Here is a 16,971-nt window from a genome sequence, read left to right as displayed (position 1 = left end):
ATTAAACCGTCATTCCCGCGAAGGCGGGAATGACGGTTAAGAGATTGTAAAGTCGCAAAAATTTATGGGCGGCTTCTTACCCCCCCTAATCCGCCACCCGCCGGGGCGGGGGTGGCGGCAGGGCGATGACGTTGCTGGTCGGTTCCGGCTCCGGTTCTGGTTCCGGATTGGCATTCATCTGCTCCCGCGCCTCGGCAATGGCGGCGATCTTCACCTGCATGGCCATGTTATTTTCCAGCGTTTTATGGAAGGCGCTGCCGCCCAGTTCCAGCAGATGGCAATGGGTCAGCGCCACCACGTCGGCGCTGCGCGGCTTGCGGGCGATCAGGCCCATTTCACCGAAGAAATCGCTGCGGCCCAGACGGATACGCCGCTTCTCCAGCAAAATCTCCACCGCACCGGAGGCGATGAAGAACATGCTGTCGGCCTTGGCCCCCTGGCTGATCAGCTTTTCCCCCGGCTGCGCGAAGCGGGGACGCAGCAGCCCGGCCAGCTTGCCCAACTCCTCTTCGCTCAAGGTGGCGAACATGGGGAACTGGGCCAGCAGGGTCTGCGGTTCCAGCCGCAAATCCAGCCGGGGACGGCGCAGCACCGTATCCTGTTCCTCCTGCAATTCCACCCGCAGGTTATGGAACAGTTCCGAACCGATCAGCCCATCTTCCAGCAGCGTGCGGTATTCCCGCTCCTCCAGCCGCAGGGCGTATTGGCGCAGGAAACGGCGTTCCAACGCGGCGGCATAGCCGGGATATTGCAGATGTTGGGCATCCAGCGCCTTGGATGTCGCTTCGATCCGGTTATCCAGCATTTCCCGCAGGATGGCGGTCATGCGCGGCCCGAGCACCGGCAACAGCTTGGCCGTGGCGAAGCGGCGCAGATCCTCCAGCACAATCCGGCTGACCAGCAGGGTTTCAAACCGGTCGGCCAGCCGCTGCGCCAGCATGGATTCCAGCCGTGTCAGCCGGTGCAGCGCCACGGCGGCGCGCAGGGGCCGGTCGAATTCCAGCCAGCCGCGCGCGGCCTTATTATAGTCGGACCGGCCCTGGCGCGCCGCCTCCACAATGCGGTCGGCCTGCTGCAGCATCGCCTCCAGCACTTTGGGTGAGGCGGTCTTGCGGTGGAAATGCTCCAGCAGCACGTCACGTTCCCGGCCCGCCAGGGCCACCAGCCCGATGGACAGCCGGTCACGTTCGGAAATCCCTTCACTGGCGGCCTGGGCCTCTGCCACCAGGGCGATACGATCCTCATAGGGGCGGACGGTGGCGGCCAGCGTTTCATCGGACAGGTGATAGGCCTGGGCGCGGCCCGCCACCTCATCCCGCACGGAAACCAGGGAAATGGCCAGCACCCGGTTGCGCAAGGCCAGATCGACGGGGCTCAACTGGTCCAGCCGCAGCAGCTTGATCACCGGGCGCAGGGTGGTGCCATTCACCAGCAGGGTGAACAGCACATAGCCGGTGGCAACAATGGCGATAAACCGCTGAATATCGTGGGAAACGGCACGGTTTTCCGTGATGGAGAGCGCCAGGGCCAGGGTGACGGCACCACGCAGGCCGCCCCACAGGATCACCGTTTTATAGGGGGTGGAGACACGCTGCCCCAGCCGCAGCAGCGACAGGAACGGCAGCAGGCCGAACAGCACGGCCGCGCGCGCCACCAGACAGGCCGTCACCACCACCAGCACCAGCCCGATATCGGCCAGATCAATGCCGCGTACCAGTTTGGGCACCAGCATGGCCGCCAGGATGAAGATCAGCGAACTGGCCCAGAAGCCCAACTGTTCCCACACCTCATCCAGGAAGCGCCAGTTTTCCGGGGAGATGCGCGACCGGCCCATGGCCCCCAGCACCAGCCCGCCCGCCACCACCGCCACCACGCCGGAAACATGCAGATAGCGTTCGCAGATGATGAAGATCAGATAGGGCAAGGCCAGGGTCAGCGTGACCTCCGCCGCGCGCAGGTCACGCACCAGCGGCAGCAGCGCCACGAAGGCCCGGGCGATCAGCGCGCCCAGCAGCACCCCGCCAGCAAAGCTGCGCACAAAACCCAGCAGCACAGCCCCCAGGGCCGGCGGCTGTTCGGCGGTGATATAGCCCAGCAGCACACTGAAAATGGCAATGGCGGTGGCATCATTCAGCAGGCTTTCCCCCTCCACCAGCCGCGTCAGGCGCGGCGGGGCACCCAGATCGCGGAAGATGGCGACCACGGCCGCCGGATCGGTGGTGGCAACGATGGCACCCAACATCAGGCAGGCGGCCAGCGGCACCCCGGCAAACGGGTCCAGCGCCAGCCCCACCACGGCTGTGGTGACCACCACGGCCACCACCGCCATCACCAGAATGGGGGCGGCATCATCGGCCAGCCGCCGCACATCCAGCGTCAGCGACGCCTGAAACAGCAGGATGGGCAGGAACAGAAAGATGAAGACCTGAGAGGTGATAGGGAAATCCAGGATCAGTTCCGCCGGTTTGTTGAACAGGTCGGTGAAACTGCTGTGCAGCAGGAAGGAGGAGATGGCGGCAATGGCAATGCCGACCAAGGCCAGGATCACCGTCTGCGAGACGCGCAGCAGCCGGGCCACCGGCTGCACCAGGCTGATCACCGCCAGCAGAAAGGCAACGATGATCAGAATGGACGGTAAATCCGACATGTATCCGTTTCCCCTCTGCGCCACTGTCCCGCTGCATGACCAACAGCATGATAACGGGCAAAGGTGGATTTAAGGCAAACAACGCCCGGGACCGGGACAAAATGTGGCAGGCCCGTGGCATTGTTGCCGCTGGACAGACAATTTTGCGAGCGATTATCATGGATGTATCGATTAGACACACCATCCAAGGGGCCGCCGCACCAATGCATATAAGACCTGATCCGGCGACCCCGAAAATCACCCTGGTCGCCGTTGCGGTCCTGCTGGTCCTGGCCCTGCTGGGCTTTCTGACGGCAGCGGGGGTGTAGCAGCACGGGTTGCTGGCCGGCGGTCGCGTGCCGGCGTAAGCTAAGGGAACGCAAAATCCCCCTGGATCGGTAACGGTCAAGGGAGATTGGGATCTCCAAATATCGGATGAATTCCGTTATCTCTTTAGAAACATCAATAGTTTATTATAGTTAAATCTAGAACTCTTTCAATCTTTGAGCGCATTATACAAAATACTTAATCAACATCCGCCAGAGCGAAGCAGCCTGGCGGATGATTGGAACAAGCTATTGTGAACGGGCAACTGGCCGATTCTGCAAATGGCGCTTCCAGTTCGGCAATTTTACCGAGCCAGGGTGAGACTTATAGTATGGCGGTGGCGGAGGATAAGCGGCGCCGACAACAGATGCGCCGCCCGGCCGGACGCCCATTAAGACAACCCGTGCGCTGCAAGAAATGCGGGAATCTTAATCAAAATATATTCAGGGAAGGGTACGGGTAATGATGACCTTAAAAATGGGTTCCCTGTTCACGGCCTGTAACAGGGCCGGCGCACGGGGCTTGGCACTGATCGCACTGACCTTGGCACCGGTTTCGGCCTTGGCACAGTCCGTGGCGGGGCCCCAAGCTGGCAATGCTGGGGGGGATATTCTGGAAGAAATCATTGTCACAGCCCAGAAGCGTGCCGAACGCCTCCAGGACGTGCCGGTGCCGGTCACAGCGGTTTCGGGTGACGCGCTTCTGGATCAAAACCAACTGAGAGCGCAGGATTTCTTCTCCAGTGTTCCCGGGTTGGGGCTTCAGTTCATGAATGGCCGCTCCAACCTGACGATCCGTGGGGTGACGACAGGTCCGGCCACCGGCAATCCAACCGTTGGCTATACGATCGACGATGTTCCCTACGGATCTTCCGTCGGCATTGCCGGCCTGTTCGGTGCCGCCCCCGATCTGGACCCGGGTGATCTGGCGCGGATTGAGGTGCTGCGCGGCCCGCAGGGTACCTTGTATGGCGCCAGCAGCATCGGCGGTCTGGTGAAATATGTGACGGTCAAACCGTCGATGAGTGATTTTGCCGGCACTGTTGGGGGCGGGTTGCAAGCTGTTTCCGGCGGTCATCGACCGGGTTACAACCTGCGCGGCAACCTGAACATCCCGGTGAGTGATGTCTTTGCCGTCCGTGCCAGCGCTTTTACCCGCCGGGATGCGGGATATATCGACAATGTCGTCACCGGCAAACGCGGGGTGAACCAATCGGATGTCAGCGGTGCCCGCCTGTCTGCCCTCTGGCAGCCATCGAACGCGCTGTCGGTCGAAATGTCCGCCCTTTACCAGGATACCGAAGTCAACGGTTCCTCCAATGTCGATACGTCGCTGCCGCGATACAACCGACAAAGCGATCATATTGGTGCCGGCTACAGCCGGTGGAAGAACCAGATATACAGCGCTGTGGTGAATGCCGATCTGGGCAAATCTCAACTCACGTCGGTGACGTCCTATATTTACAATCCCAGCGTCGATAATGTTGATTTCTCGGCATCGGGTCTTAATGCCGCCCTGCCGCTGATCTACCCGGTGGGCATCAACCCAATGGCTGCCCTTTTGCATCAAGAATACAATACCAAGAAGCTGACGCAGGAAGTGCGCCTGATGACGCCGATCGGTGACAATGTGGATTGGCTGGTGGGGGCGTTTTATACGAACGAAAACAGCCATTACATGATCCAGGCACTGGCGACCGATCCTGCCAACGGGACTGTTCATGGCGTGCCGATCCTGTGGCGGGACAAGCTTGAATTCACCGAATATGCGGGCTTTACCGATGTGACGGTGCGTTTCACCGACCAGTTTGATGTACAGGCCGGTGCCCGGTGGAGTTCCAACAAGCAGGATTTGCGGCATCGCCAATGGAATTTCGACCAGCCGGCCGGCCTGTTCACCGATCCAACGTCAAAGGATCATGCGCTGACCTATCTGCTGACGCCTCGCTTCAAGCTATCCCCCAACCATATGTTTTATGCGCGGTTGGCCACCGGCTATCGGCCGGGTGGCCCCAATGCCGTCTGTAACGATGCCCGGGTTCCATGCCAATACCGTTCCGACAAGACCAAAAATTACGAGATCGGTGCTAAGGGCGATTTCTACGGTCGTCTGCTGTCGTACGATCTCTCCTTCTACCATATCGACTGGCGGGACATTCAACTGACCCAGGTTGCCCCTGATGCGACCTATAACTACAACACCAATGCCAGCCGTGCCCGCAGCAATGGTATCGAGCTTTCTCTGGAAGCGCGGCCAACCGATGAGTTGACACTGGCACTCTGGGGAGCATGGACGGATGCCACCTTGCGGGCCGGCTTCTCCGAGGCAAGTGCTGTTTATGCCGCAGCCGGGGATCGGCTGCCTTATTCCAATCGCTTCTCCGCCCGCTTCTCCGTGGATCACGAATCCTCACTCACCCAAGATCTGCTGCTCCTCATGGGCGGGTCGGTCAGCTATGTCGGCAACCGCAAGGGAGAGTTTGTTCCGACACGGCAGGAAGCACCCCTGCGCCAGACCTATCCCGGCTATGCCCAGCTCGACCTGCATGTGGGGGTGAAGTCGGAGGATTGGAAAATCAACCTGTCCATGCAGAACGTTACCAACCGGCGGGGCGTGACGGGTGGCGGGTATAACAACCAGACGACCTTCAACCGTTACTGGTTCAACTATATCCGGCCGCGTACAGTGGGGATTTCGTTTGAAAAGTCGTTCTGACGCCTCCGAATTTCCTTCACACGCCGACAGAAATTTCTCTCTGGTTTCTGGAGAATTGACATGAAATGTCGTCCCGCGACCGCCCGACGGTCCTTTGTTCAACAAATCTTTCTGTTATCGTCCGTGGCGTTTCTCTCTGTTTCCGCCGCCCTGCCCGTCCAGGCTGCGGAGGAAATAGAGGTCGGCATCACACCGCCAGCTGTGGGGGCGGGCCCGTTCCAGTATGATACCGCTGAACAGCATGACATCCGTGTGGATATCCTGGCCCGTGGTCTGGCACACGGGTTCACCGTCGCCTTCCTGCCCAATCGGGATGCCCTGATTGTTGAACGGGGTGTCCGGCTACGACTTTTGCGCAACGCCACCGGCCCCCGTCCGGAACTGGTCAGCGCCCCGATAGCCGGGGTACCGGACTTCAGCAATGTCGAACATGCCGTGCCTGATGATATGCTGGGTCTTCAGGATGTGGCGCTTCATCCCGATTTCTTGAAGAATCAGGTTGTTTACTTCACTTATAACCGGCCGGCCGGCTTTGATGCCGGATCCGGCCGCTTGTTCGTCACGACTGTTCTGGCGCGCGCCCGGCTGCTGGATATGCGGCTGGTCGATGCAAAAGACGTCTGGGTTGGCGAGGCGGTTCAAGGTGCTGGCGGATCGCGCATCCTGGTCACCAAAGACGGGATGGTCTATGTCGGCGTGGGCGGGCTCAGCCGGGGTGATATCGACGCGTCCCAGCGCACGGATAACATCTATGGCAAAGTTCTGCGGGTCGATGCTGACGGCAAAATTCCTCAAGACAATCCCTTCGTCAAGGTAGCCGGCGCCCGGCGGGAAATTTACACCCTGGGCCATCGTGATGTGCTGGGCCTGGCTGTTGATCCCCGCTCCGGTGCGATCATCGCCTCGGAACATGGACCGCAGGGTGGCGATGAGATCAACCATATCCTGCCTGGCCGCAATTACGGCTGGCCGCGCTTCACCTACGGCACCGAATATGGCGGCTCTCCGCTGCCGACAAAGCCTGTGGGGCCGGATACGGAACCGCCCCTGACCATCTGGACGCCGGGCATCGCCCCCAGCGGCATCGCCTTTTACAATGCCGACAAGGTACCCGCTTGGCGGAACAATCTGTTCATCGCCAGCGCCCGGCGGGGTCAGATCAACGGGACGGGCGCCTTGATCCGGGTGGTCCTGAATGAGAAGTTGCAGGAGATGCGGCAGGAGATTCTGCTGGATGGGCTGCGCCAGCGCTTCAAGGATGTGCGTGAGGGACCGGACGGCCTGCTCTACGCCCTGACCGATGAAAGCGACAGCCTGTTGCTGCGGATCAGCCCTGCACCTACGGGCTCCCGCTGACACCAGCAGGCCGATACGGATATTTTTCCCGCTCTCTTCCCCCAAGATGATGCCCGCCCTTGGCGGCGCGTTCGGCTCGGGGGAGGCAGACGGGCTGGCGGAACAAAACCGGACAAGAAAATTTTACGACGCTATTGGGTTGGTTTGATAAAGAAGCCCCGCCGACCAAACAGGTTCGACGGGGCTTCCACATTTTACGGGGTGTTAAAGCCCCGTTGGCAGGGCCTGCCCGCCATTGCGCTCCAGCTCGGCCATCGCGGCCCCGTCCTCGGGGCCGACCACCTGGGCGAAGACTTCCAGCATGTGACCATCGGGATCATAGAAATAGATGCCGGTGGAAACGCCATGGTCCAACACCTCGGCGATCTTCACATCATTTTCCAGGAAGAAAGCGTGGATGCGGCGCAGGGTGTCCAGATCGCCACCGCAATCCAGCTCCAGGCCGATATGCTCAAACTCCTGCCCCTTGGTCGTACCCGGCTGGGCCGGAAACAGGGCGATATCATGGTCATGGGTGCCGAAGCTGAGGAAATAACCCCCGGCATAGGGGCCATCCTTCACCTGCGTCACGATCTTCATGCCCAGGATGCGGCTGTACCATTGGGCCGATGCCGTGGGATCCTGGACATACAGGACCACATGGCCAATCCGTTTGATCTTAGTGTCCATGATCGCTGCTCCCTCCATCCGCCGGTACGGCGGGAATCCAGGTAGTATCGGTGATTTCGCTGAACTCGCGCCATTCTTTCGCCCAGCTCCGCCCGGCATCATCACTGCGATACAGCTCACCATATTTGGTGCCGGCCAGGATGAGTGATGTGTCGGTCGGGTTGGCACCAAAGGCCCAGATGCAGGAATTCGGCACCACCGGCAGCGGCATGGTTTCCCAAGTGGCACCGGCATCGGTGGAACGCAGGCAGCGCGAGGTGGTGCCGGGCGTGCCATCGGCAATGCTAAGCAGGATTTCCCGGTCGCTGCCCGGCCGCAGCAGGGCGACGCGGGAATAGGGAATGCCCCAGGCTTCCTTGGTCACCGTCTGCTGCCAGGTTTCCCCGCCATCGGTGGAGCGATAGATGCCACCCACGACAACAACGACGACAATCTTCGGGCTGCCAGGGCAGACCACGATGGAATGCACATCGGAATTGCCGCGCAGTTCCGGCCAGACCGGATCAATGCGGGTCCAGTTGCTGCCGCCATCGCGGGAGCGGAACAGGCCGCCTTCTTCCACCCCAACCCAGACATCGGCCGGATCGTCGGGATCAATGCACATGGCCAACATGCGCGGGCGGCTGACGCCAGCGCATTTCGGCGGCATTTCCAGCGAGGTCTTTTCCCAGGTCCGACCGCCATCGGTGGAGCGGAAAAAGGCCGAACGGGTGGGCGAGCCGGTGCCCGCATACATGATGTCTGGGTTCTTGGCGGCCACCGCCATTTTCCAGATCGAATAGCCGTTCAGCGCGCAGTCAATGCGGTTCCAGGTGGTGCCGCAGTCGGTGCTGTGGAACAGCCCGGACTCCGCCCCGGCGAAGACCGCATTGGGTTGACGCGGATCGGCCAGCAGGCAGCGCACGCAATCGTCGAATTCCAGATCCTGGTCCGGGGTGATGCGGCGCCAGGTCTTGCCATCATCATGGGTACGCAGCACTGCCTGCCCATCGGTGGCCACAAGGAATGTCTTGCCCGTCGTCATCGAAAACAACTCCCGTCGTTATAAAGTGAGTGAAATCATGGGCCCACCCGCCCGGGGGCCATGCCGAAACAGCCTCAGCTGAGATTGACCCAGATGCTTTTGACTTCGCTGTACAGCTCCATCGCCTGCCGGCCATGCTCCCGGCCCCAGCCGGATTGCTTGAAGCCGCCGAACGGGGTGGAGGGGTCGATCATGTTGAAGCAGTTGATCCAGACGGTACCGGCCTTGATCGCGGCCGCCGTGCGGTGGGCGCGGCGGATATCGTTGGTCCAGATGCCGGCGGACAGGCCGAATTCGGAATCATTGGCCTGACGGACCAGATCCTCTTCCTCGCTCCAGGGCAGCACGCTGAGCACGGGGCCGAAAATCTCCTCCCGCACGATACGCATGGAGCCGTCGGCATCGGCAAAGATGGTGGGTTCGAAGAAATAGCCCTGGTCATGGCCGGCCGGCCGGCCACCACCGGTGACCAGACGCGCGCCCTCCTCCCGGCCGATGCCGATATAGGAATTGACGCGCTGCCATTGTTCATCGCTGACCAGCGGGCCGAAATCGGTGGCCGGGTCCAGCCCGTCGCCGATGCGCAGCCGCTTGGCATGGTCGCTGACCAGCCCCAGCAGCTCATCATAGCGGCTGCGATGCACATAGACGCGGGAACCGGCCGTGCAGGTCTGGCCCTGGTTGAAGAAGATGCCCTGGGCGATGGACTGGGCGGCCGGCCCCAGATCGGCATCGGGGAAAACGATCTGCGGCGACTTGCCGCCCAGTTCCAGCGACACCTTCTTCAGATTGCCGGCAGCCGACGCGACGATGCGCTTGCCCACCTCGGTGGAGCCGGTGAAGGCCACCTTGTCGACACCCGGATGGGCCACCAGCGCGGCCCCGGCGTCACCAAAACCGGTAATGATGTTGAACACGCCATCGGGGAAGCCGGCTTCCTGCGCCAAGGCGGCCAGCCGCAGGGCGGTCAGCGGCGTCTGTTCCGCCGGCTTCAGCACCACGGTACAGCCGGCCGCCAAGGCCGGCGCCACCTTCCAGGCCGCCATCGACAGCGGATAGTTCCACGGAATGATCAACCCGCAGACACCCACCGGTTCCCGCGTCGTATAGTTCAGGATACGCGCGCCGCTGCGCGGCGATACCGGCAGCGTCTCCCCGCCGAACTTCGTCGGCCAGCCGGCGAAATAGCGGAAGGTCTTGATTGAACCATCCACTTCCACCGCGCGGGTCAGCTTGGCCGGCTTGCCATTATCCAGGCATTCCAGCACAGCCAGTTCATCGGCATCACGTTCGATCAGGTCAGCCAGACGCAGCAGCAGATTGCCCCGGTCCTGCGCCGACATCAGCCGCCAAGCCGGCTGTTCCAGCGCCTGACGCGCTGCCTTCACCGCCAGATCGACATCCGCCGCCTCACCATGCGCGACATGGCCAAGCACCGCACCGGTCGCCGGATTGATGGTTTCAAACGTGCGGCCGGACTGTGCCGCTACCCATTGGCCACCGATCAGAAGCTTGCCCGGCGTGGCGGCCAGTGCCGCCGTCAGGCGGGCGGCGCGTTCCTGCGTGCTGATTTCCTTCATTCCCGTCCCCTTGCCGGGCAACGTTCCCGGCCTTCTCAGTTACCTGATTTTTGGATTATCACAGTTCCATAAAAAAGACAATCTTGCTAAAACGACATTGTTTGTTGTAAGAACGAGACAATCAAAACAAGGAGCAGGGCTGTGGATCAGGGGGCAGCAAGCGCGATTGCGGACCGGCTGATAGAGGCGCGGCAGCAGGACAACGCCGCAGCCGCGGTGGCGCTGGAATGCGCACCGGCAACGGTTGACGATGCATATCAGGTGCAGGAAATCACCGCCCAACGGCTGGGCGGGCTGGTGGCCGGCTACAAGATCGGCCTGACGGCACCGGGGCCGCGTCAGGCGATGGGGGCCAGCGCGCCGATCGCCGGCTTTCTGCCCCCCGCCGCCCTGCTGCCCTCCCCCGCGTCGGCACGGGTCTCAGCCCGGCATATGCGGGTGGCAGAGGCGGAACTGGTGGTGGAACTGGGGCGCGATCTGCTGCCCGGTGACGGGCCGGTGACGGCGGCGGATGTCGCCGGTGCGGTAGCAGCGCTTTATGCCGGGATCGAGATTTGCGATTGCCGCTTCGCCAGCGACGATGTCGCCCTGCCAGCCCTGATCGCCGATAACAGCTTTGCCGACCGGCTGGTCATCGGGGACAGGCTGGACCTGTCGCTTGACCAACTGGACTCTGTCCCCGTCCGGCTGGAGCGCAACCGCGGCAGCAACGTGGAAGGCTCCACCGCCCGGATCGATGGCGGGCCGCTGGCCGCCATCGCCTGGCTGGCCAATCATCTGGCCGCACGGGGCCAGTTCCTGCGGGCGGGACAGAAGGTGGCAACCGGCAGCTGTACCGGAATTACCACCCTGGAGGCCGATGAAACTGTCATCGTTGTCTTCCCCGGTCCCGCCACCGCATCATTCACCTTTCAACAGGTTTCCGCAGAGGAGGAGCGTTAATGTCATTTGATCTGCAAGTGGCCGGTCGCGTGGCCATCATCACCGGCGGCAGCGTCGGTATCGGCAAGGCCACGGCGCTGCGTCTCGCCCAGGAAGGGGCCACCGTCGTGATCGCCGCCCGCAGCAAGGACGCGTTGGAAGCCGCCGCGGCGGAAATTCGCAGCAAGACCGGCGGCACCGTGGTCGGCATCACCGCCGACACCTCTTCCAAGGAGTCCGTCAATGCCCTGGTGGCGGAAACGGTGCAGCGCTTTGGTGCGGTGCATATCCTGGTCAATTGCGCCGCCGCCCCCGGCGGTCTGGTGCGCAACAATATTGAAGAGGCGGAAGAGGAAGCGCTCGCCGCCGACCTGAACACCAAGCTGATCGGCTATTTCCGCACCTGCAAGGCCTGCGTGCCCCATATGCGGACGGCCGGCTGGGGCCGCATCATCAATGTCGGCGGGCTGACCGCGCGTTCCACGGAGGCGTTGAGCGGCCTGCGCAACACCGCCCTGGTGCATCTGACCAAGACACTGTCCGACCAGTTGGGCCCGTTCGGCATCACGGTGAATATCGTACATCCCGGCGTCACCTGGACTGAACATGTGGAATCCTGGTTCCAGGAAATGGCCGACCGCGAAGGCATCAGCCTGGAAGCTTTCACCAAGCGTGAAGCCTCTGATCCCGCCGCCATCCGCCGCCCGCTGCGCGCAGAAGAGGTGGCAGACCCCATCGTCTTCCTGGCCTCCGGTCTGGCCAGCGGCATCACGGGCGAGTCCATTGCGGTGGATGGCGGCCTGTCGCGCGCCGTGTTCCTGTAAGGGAGGTTTGGGGGCAAAGGCGCTGGGCCGTTGATTTCTGTCTACACTGGAGCCCCGCGTTCACATATGCGCTAACTTTGTCCGGTGCCCCTCCCTGCCTCCCCCACGAAAGCGGGGGTCCAGGGCCAGGAAGCCCGATGCTTGGTTACTTGTGACCCTGGATCCCCGCTTTCGCGGGGAAGGCACCCTATTCCAAGGGACAAAGTTGGCGCTTTCGCGGTGAAACGGCGTTGTGCGAGACGTCATTGCGGCTTCGAAGCGATGACACGGGCTCACCCCACCCCCTCGTTCCCCATCAACAACACCAAGCCCTCTTACGGCCTAATTGTTGTTAATTCGGAACTGTAACTCTTTAAATTAGTGAATTGTTGTGTTATCGATCCAATGGTGATCGTCACAACAGTGACGCACAGCGGTGAGGAGGAAAGACCATGGTATCCCGCCCAGCCAATTTTAACGGGCTTCATATCCGTAAATGGTACAGCTTCGAGGAAGAGACGCTGGCCCTGGAATCCGGCCGTCTGGCCGATGGTGACCCGGTCGTGAAGATCGTCGTCGCCGCCGCCATCCATAACCCCTATGCCGGCACCTGGACGGATTCCGTGGATGATGTCATCCGGGAATCCGCAGCGCTTGGCGTGGAGTTCGGCAAGCGGCTGGTGGAAGGGCTGAAGGGCCGCAAGGCCGAAAGCTATGGCAAGGCCTGCATCGTCGGCGTTAATGGCGAGTACGAGCATGGCAACGCCTTCCTGACCACGGATTTCGCCAACCCGATCCGCGACGCCCTGGGCGGCGCGCTGGCCTGGGTGCCGTCGACCGGCAAGCGTGGCGGGCCGGGAACGGAGATCGACATTCCGCTGGCGCACAAGGATGCGCTCTATGTCCGCTCCCACTATCACACCGTATCCGTGAACTTCCCGGATGCGCCCAGCCCGGATGAGGTGCTGATCGCCATGGTGGTGGCGACCCGTGGCCGGCTTTATCCGCGTGTCGGCGGCATCAAGGCATCCGAGATCAAGGCCAAGGACGGATTGCGCTAAGCCATGACACAGGATCGTGCAGAAGCACCGCCGCCCCAGCCCGCACGGCTGCCCGGAGAGCGGGAGAGCTTCACCCTGATCAACGGCCTGAATCTGCGGGTGCGTGAATGGGGGGATGCGGGGCTGCCGGCGGTCGTGCTTCTGCACGGACTGCGCGGCTTTTCGGGTACCTGGCGGTATCTGGCGCGGCGGCTTGCCGGCCAGTACCGGCTAATCGCCCTGGACCAGCGGGGTCGGGGCGACAGCGACTGGGATCCCGGCCACAATTACTATACCGACGCCTATCTGGCCGATCTGGAAGCGCTGGTGGACCAGTTGAAACTGGACCGCTTCACCCTGCTCGGCCATTCAATGGGTGGCACGACATCCTATGTCTATGCCAGCCGCCATCCGGAACGGCTGCGCGCCCTGATCATTGAGGATATCGCGCCGGGTTCATCGATCCAGGGGGCCGGGGCGGAACGCATCGTCAATGAAATGGCGAAGCTGCCCGCCGGCTTCGCCTCCTGGGCGGAAGCGCGCGCCTATTGGCGCGCCGCCCGCCCTTCCCTCAGTGACGCAGCGATTGATGAACGGGTGGCGGAAAGCCTGAAGGCAACGCCAGCCGGCACCATTACCTGGCGCTATGATGCCGAGGGCATCCGCCAGACCCGCATGAACCCCGACCCGGCCCGGATCGTCGATCTGTGGCCGGTGGTGGACAGCCTGCGCATTCCCACCCTGATTGTGCGCGGGGGGCGGTCTGATTTCTGCCCCCTGGCGACGGTGGAGACGATGGCGTCCCGTAACCCCCATATCCGTCAGGTAACGGTGCCGGATGCCGGCCACTATGTCCATGACGATGCCCCCGACACATTCGGTACCCTGGTTCACGGGTTCCTTGACGAAACTTTGCAGACAGCCACTCAGGCAGGAGGTTCTCATGGCAATTGATATCCAGCGGGCCGGCGAAATCGACAAATCCTCGCTGTTCCACGCCTTCACCTGGGTCTCTGACCTGAAGCGTGAAGGCCCGACCATCATGGCGGAAGGCCAGGGGGTCCGCGTCCGCGACATCCATGGCAATGATTATATCGACGGCATGGCCGGTCTCTGGTGCGTCAATCTGGGCTATGGTCGCCCGGACATTGTGCAGGCCATTGCCGAACAGAGCGCGCGCCTGTCCTTCTTCCACACCTTCAACGGCATGTCGACCGACGTGGCCGCTGAATGTGCGCAGGCCCTGCTGGCCCGCGCCCCGGTGCCGATGGCGCGTGTGTTCTTCGGTGCGTCGGGCAGCGATGCCAATGAAACCCAGATCAAGCTGATCTGGTATTACAACAACCTGCTGGGCCGCCCGCAGAAGAAGAAGATCATTTCGCGCTGGAACAGCTATCACGGTTCCGGTGTCGTCACCGGCGGCCTGACCGGCCTGCCCAACATGCATGGTCTGTTCGACCTGCCGCTGGGGCCGATCCTGCATGTCTCCAGCCCCAACTATTACCGCTACGCCCCCGAAGGGATGAGCGAGCGCGACTTCTCCCGCCAGCTCGCCGCCGAACTGGAAACGACGATCCTGAAGGAAGGGCCTGATACGGTGGCCGCCTTCTTTGCCGAACCGGTGATCGGTGCCGGCGGCCTGATCCCGCCGCCCGAAGGCTATTTCGAGGAGATCGTGCCGATCCTGGAAAAGTACGATGTGCTGCTGGTGCTGGACGAGGTCGTCTCCGGCTTTGGCCGCCTGGGCACCTATTGGGGCAGCCAGATTTACAATCTGAAGCCCGACCTGATCACGGCAGCCAAGGGTGTCACCAGCGGTTACTTCCCCATGTCCGCCTCCTTCGTGTCGGAACGGATCTGGAATGTGATCGAGAGCGAGGCAGACCGCGCCGGCCTGTTCGCCCATGGCTACACCTATTCCGCCCACCCGGTGGGGGCCGCTGCCGCCCTGGCGACGCTGCGCGCCATCGACGAAGAGCATATCGTCGAGAATGCGGCGGCACGCGGGGCAGAGTTGCAGGCCAAGATGCGGGCAGCACTGGGCGACCATCGGCTGGTCGGCAATATCCGTGGCGTCGGCATGATGATCGGTGTTGAGCTGGTACAGGATCGCGCCACCAAGGCCCCCCTGCCCCCGGCCAACCGCACGGGCCGTCAGGTGCTGCAGGCGGCAGCGTCGAAGGGTCTGATCACCCGCGCCCTGGGCGACACGCTGGTCTTGTCCCCGCCGCTGGTGGCCACCGCCGCCGATATCGAGGAAATCGTCGGCCGCTTTGCCAGCGCCGTGGAGCAGGTGGCGGAGGGTATTCGATGACAACTGAGACGGATGGCGCCGCCTTCCTGGTGCGCTATGCCCATGCGGCCGGGATTGATATCTGCTTTGCCAATCCCGGCACCACGGAACTGGATCTGGTCGGCGCGCTTCGGGTGGAACCCGGTATACGTGCCGTGCTGGGCCTGTTCGAAGGGGTGTGCACGGGGGCGGCCGATGGTTATGCCCGTGTCAGCGGCCGTCCGGCCCTGACCCTGCTGCATCTGGGCCCCGGCCTCGCCAATGGGTTGGCCAATCTGCACAATGCGCGCCGGGCCGGCTCGCCGATGGTCAATATCATCGGCGATCATGCCACCTGGCACCTGCGGTTCGATGCGCCGCTGACCTCGGATATCGACACGCTGGCGCGGCCGATGTCGGGGGCGGTGGTGCGGCTGAACAGCCATACCAGCTATGCGGTGGATGTGGAAAGTGCCTTCAAGGCCGCCGCCGACCGCAAGATCGTTACCCTGGTGGCCCCCACCGACCTGATGGTGGCCCAATTCCCCGCACCTGACCTGCAACAGGCAGCGGCCTTGGCGTCGCCGTCGCGTTCCCCGGTTGATGCGGCACGGGTTGCCGCCAGCCGGGCCCGACTGGACCAGGGCGGGGATATCGTCCTGCTGCTGGGAGGCAACGCGCTGACCGAACGCGGCGTGCGGGCCGCCGGCCGGGTGGCCGCGGCCACGGGTGCCCGGCTGTTGATGGAAACCTATCCGGCCATTGCCAGCCTGGGCGGCGACTTGCCCCGGCTGGAACGGCTGGCCTATTTCCCCGAAGATATCGTGCGCCAGATCGCCGGGGCCGAACTCATCCTGGCCGGCGCCCGCCCGCCCGTCAGCTATTTCGGCTATGAAGGCCGGCCCAGCGAGCCGGTGCCAGCGGAAAGCCAGACCCTGCTGGCCACGCCCGACGAGGATGCGGTGGACGCGCTGGAACGGCTGGCCGACGCGGTGCAGGGTCTGCCCCACTCCCGCCCTGCATCCTGCCCGCCGCCCGTGCCCGCCGCCAGCGCCACCCTGTCGCCCGACGGGATTGTGGAAGAGGTGCTGGCCCAGATGCCGGAAGATGCCATCGTTTCCATCGAAGGCTCGACCCTGGGCGGCCCCTATCTGCGCCAAGCCCACCGGGCACCGCGCCATCGGGTGATGACCAATACCGGTGGTGCCATCGGCCAGGGCCTGCCCTGCGCCCTGGGTGCCGCCCTGGCCGCCCCGAATACGCGGGTGATCGCCCTGCAATCGGACGGCAGCGCCCAATATACGCTGCAATCCCTGTGGACCATGGCGCGGGAAAAGCTGCCCATCACCATCGTGATCGCCGCCAATCATCGCTACGCCATCCTGCAAACGGAATTGAAGCGGTCGGGTATCCCGCTTGATGCCGAGGTGGTGGCAGGGCTGACCCGGCTGGACCAGCCGGCCGTCGATTGGGTGGCACTGGCGACCGGCTACGGTGTGCCGGCGGTCAAGGCGGTGACGCCGGAAGAATTCGCCGCCGGGCTGCAAAAAGGTCTGGCGACCGATGGTCCCTTTCTGATCCAGGCTGAACTGGACTGACAGTGATCCCCCTTGAAAAAGAACGCTTCGGGAGGCGGCT

At 62.8% G+C, this 16,971-nt stretch carries 12 protein-coding genes; 8 read left to right on the top strand and 4 right to left on the bottom strand.

Translation table 11 applies throughout. From position 1 onward, the window contains the following. Nucleotides 1-85: 85 nt before the first annotated feature. A complete protein-coding gene (locus GE253_RS06710) occupies nt 86-2,647 on the bottom strand; it encodes a cation:proton antiporter (protein ID WP_153203339.1) in 2,562 nt (853 codons plus the stop codon). An 828-nt stretch (nt 2,648-3,475) separates the two neighbouring features. Here GE253_RS06710 and GE253_RS06705 point away from each other — a divergent pair. After that, nucleotides 3,476-5,668, top strand: coding sequence for a TonB-dependent receptor (locus GE253_RS06705; protein WP_173012532.1), 2,193 nt, complete (start codon nt 3,476-3,478; stop codon nt 5,666-5,668). A 60-nt stretch (nt 5,669-5,728) separates the two neighbouring features. Next, complete coding sequence (locus GE253_RS06700; protein ID WP_153203337.1) at nt 5,729-7,024, top strand: PQQ-dependent sugar dehydrogenase; 1,296 nt, start codon at nt 5,729-5,731, stop codon at nt 7,022-7,024. Between the two features lie 204 nt (nt 7,025-7,228). Here the strand turns inward: GE253_RS06700 and GE253_RS06695 are convergent, their stop codons facing one another. The 3 genes from GE253_RS06695 to GE253_RS06685 all read right to left on the bottom strand — a co-directional run bounded on the left by GE253_RS06695 (nt 7,229) and on the right by GE253_RS06685 (nt 10,297). Next, nucleotides 7,229-7,693 carry a VOC family protein gene (locus tag GE253_RS06695; RefSeq protein ID WP_153203336.1) on the bottom strand — a complete coding sequence of 155 codons (465 nt, stop codon included), beginning with the start codon at nt 7,691-7,693 and terminating at the stop codon, nt 7,229-7,231. Then, nucleotides 7,683-8,717: a YCF48-related protein gene (locus GE253_RS06690; protein WP_153203335.1), complete on the bottom strand. Its 1,035-nt coding sequence runs from the start codon at nt 8,715-8,717 to the stop codon at nt 7,683-7,685. Before GE253_RS06690 ends, GE253_RS06695 begins: the two co-directional genes overlap by 11 nt. Before the next feature lie 74 nt (nt 8,718-8,791). Then, on the bottom strand, nt 8,792-10,297 hold the full coding sequence (locus GE253_RS06685) for an aldehyde dehydrogenase family protein (protein WP_153203334.1): 1,506 nt from the start codon (nt 10,295-10,297) through the stop codon (nt 8,792-8,794). A 141-nt stretch (nt 10,298-10,438) separates the two neighbouring features. On the opposite strand from GE253_RS06685, the gene GE253_RS06680 reads away from it, so the two are divergent. The 6 genes from GE253_RS06680 to GE253_RS06655 all read left to right on the top strand — a co-directional run bounded on the left by GE253_RS06680 (nt 10,439) and on the right by GE253_RS06655 (nt 16,931). Then, complete coding sequence (locus GE253_RS06680; protein ID WP_153203333.1) at nt 10,439-11,239, top strand: hypothetical protein; 801 nt, start codon at nt 10,439-10,441, stop codon at nt 11,237-11,239. Beyond that, entirely contained in the window at nt 11,239-12,042 is an 804-nt protein-coding gene (locus tag GE253_RS06675; RefSeq protein ID WP_153203332.1) for an SDR family oxidoreductase, read from the top strand. Before GE253_RS06680 ends, GE253_RS06675 begins: the two co-directional genes overlap by 1 nt. 431 nt (nt 12,043-12,473) lie before the next feature. Continuing rightward, nucleotides 12,474-13,082 carry an amino acid synthesis family protein gene (locus GE253_RS06670; RefSeq protein WP_153203331.1) on the top strand — a complete coding sequence of 203 codons (609 nt, stop codon included), beginning with the start codon at nt 12,474-12,476 and terminating at the stop codon, nt 13,080-13,082. A gap of 3 nt (nt 13,083-13,085) precedes the next feature. Beyond that, nucleotides 13,086-14,015 carry an alpha/beta hydrolase gene (locus tag GE253_RS06665; protein WP_153203330.1) on the top strand — a complete coding sequence of 310 codons (930 nt, stop codon included), beginning with the start codon at nt 13,086-13,088 and terminating at the stop codon, nt 14,013-14,015. Then, nucleotides 14,005-15,375, top strand: a complete 1,371-nt coding sequence (locus GE253_RS06660) for an aminotransferase (protein WP_153203329.1) — start codon at nt 14,005-14,007, stop codon at nt 15,373-15,375. Before GE253_RS06665 ends, GE253_RS06660 begins: the two co-directional genes overlap by 11 nt. Continuing rightward, nucleotides 15,372-16,931: an acetolactate synthase large subunit gene (locus GE253_RS06655; RefSeq protein ID WP_153203328.1), complete on the top strand. Its 1,560-nt coding sequence runs from the start codon at nt 15,372-15,374 to the stop codon at nt 16,929-16,931. The genes GE253_RS06660 and GE253_RS06655 overlap by 4 nt, the downstream gene beginning before the upstream one ends. Nucleotides 16,932-16,971 lie beyond the last annotated feature (40 nt).

Origin of the sequence: Niveispirillum sp. SYP-B3756, assembly GCF_009495745.1 — a bacterium.
GTDB lineage: Bacteria > Pseudomonadota > Alphaproteobacteria > Azospirillales > Azospirillaceae > Niveispirillum.
Note: the sequence above shows the minus strand (reverse complement) of the source record. Positions and strands in the feature narration are given on the sequence as shown.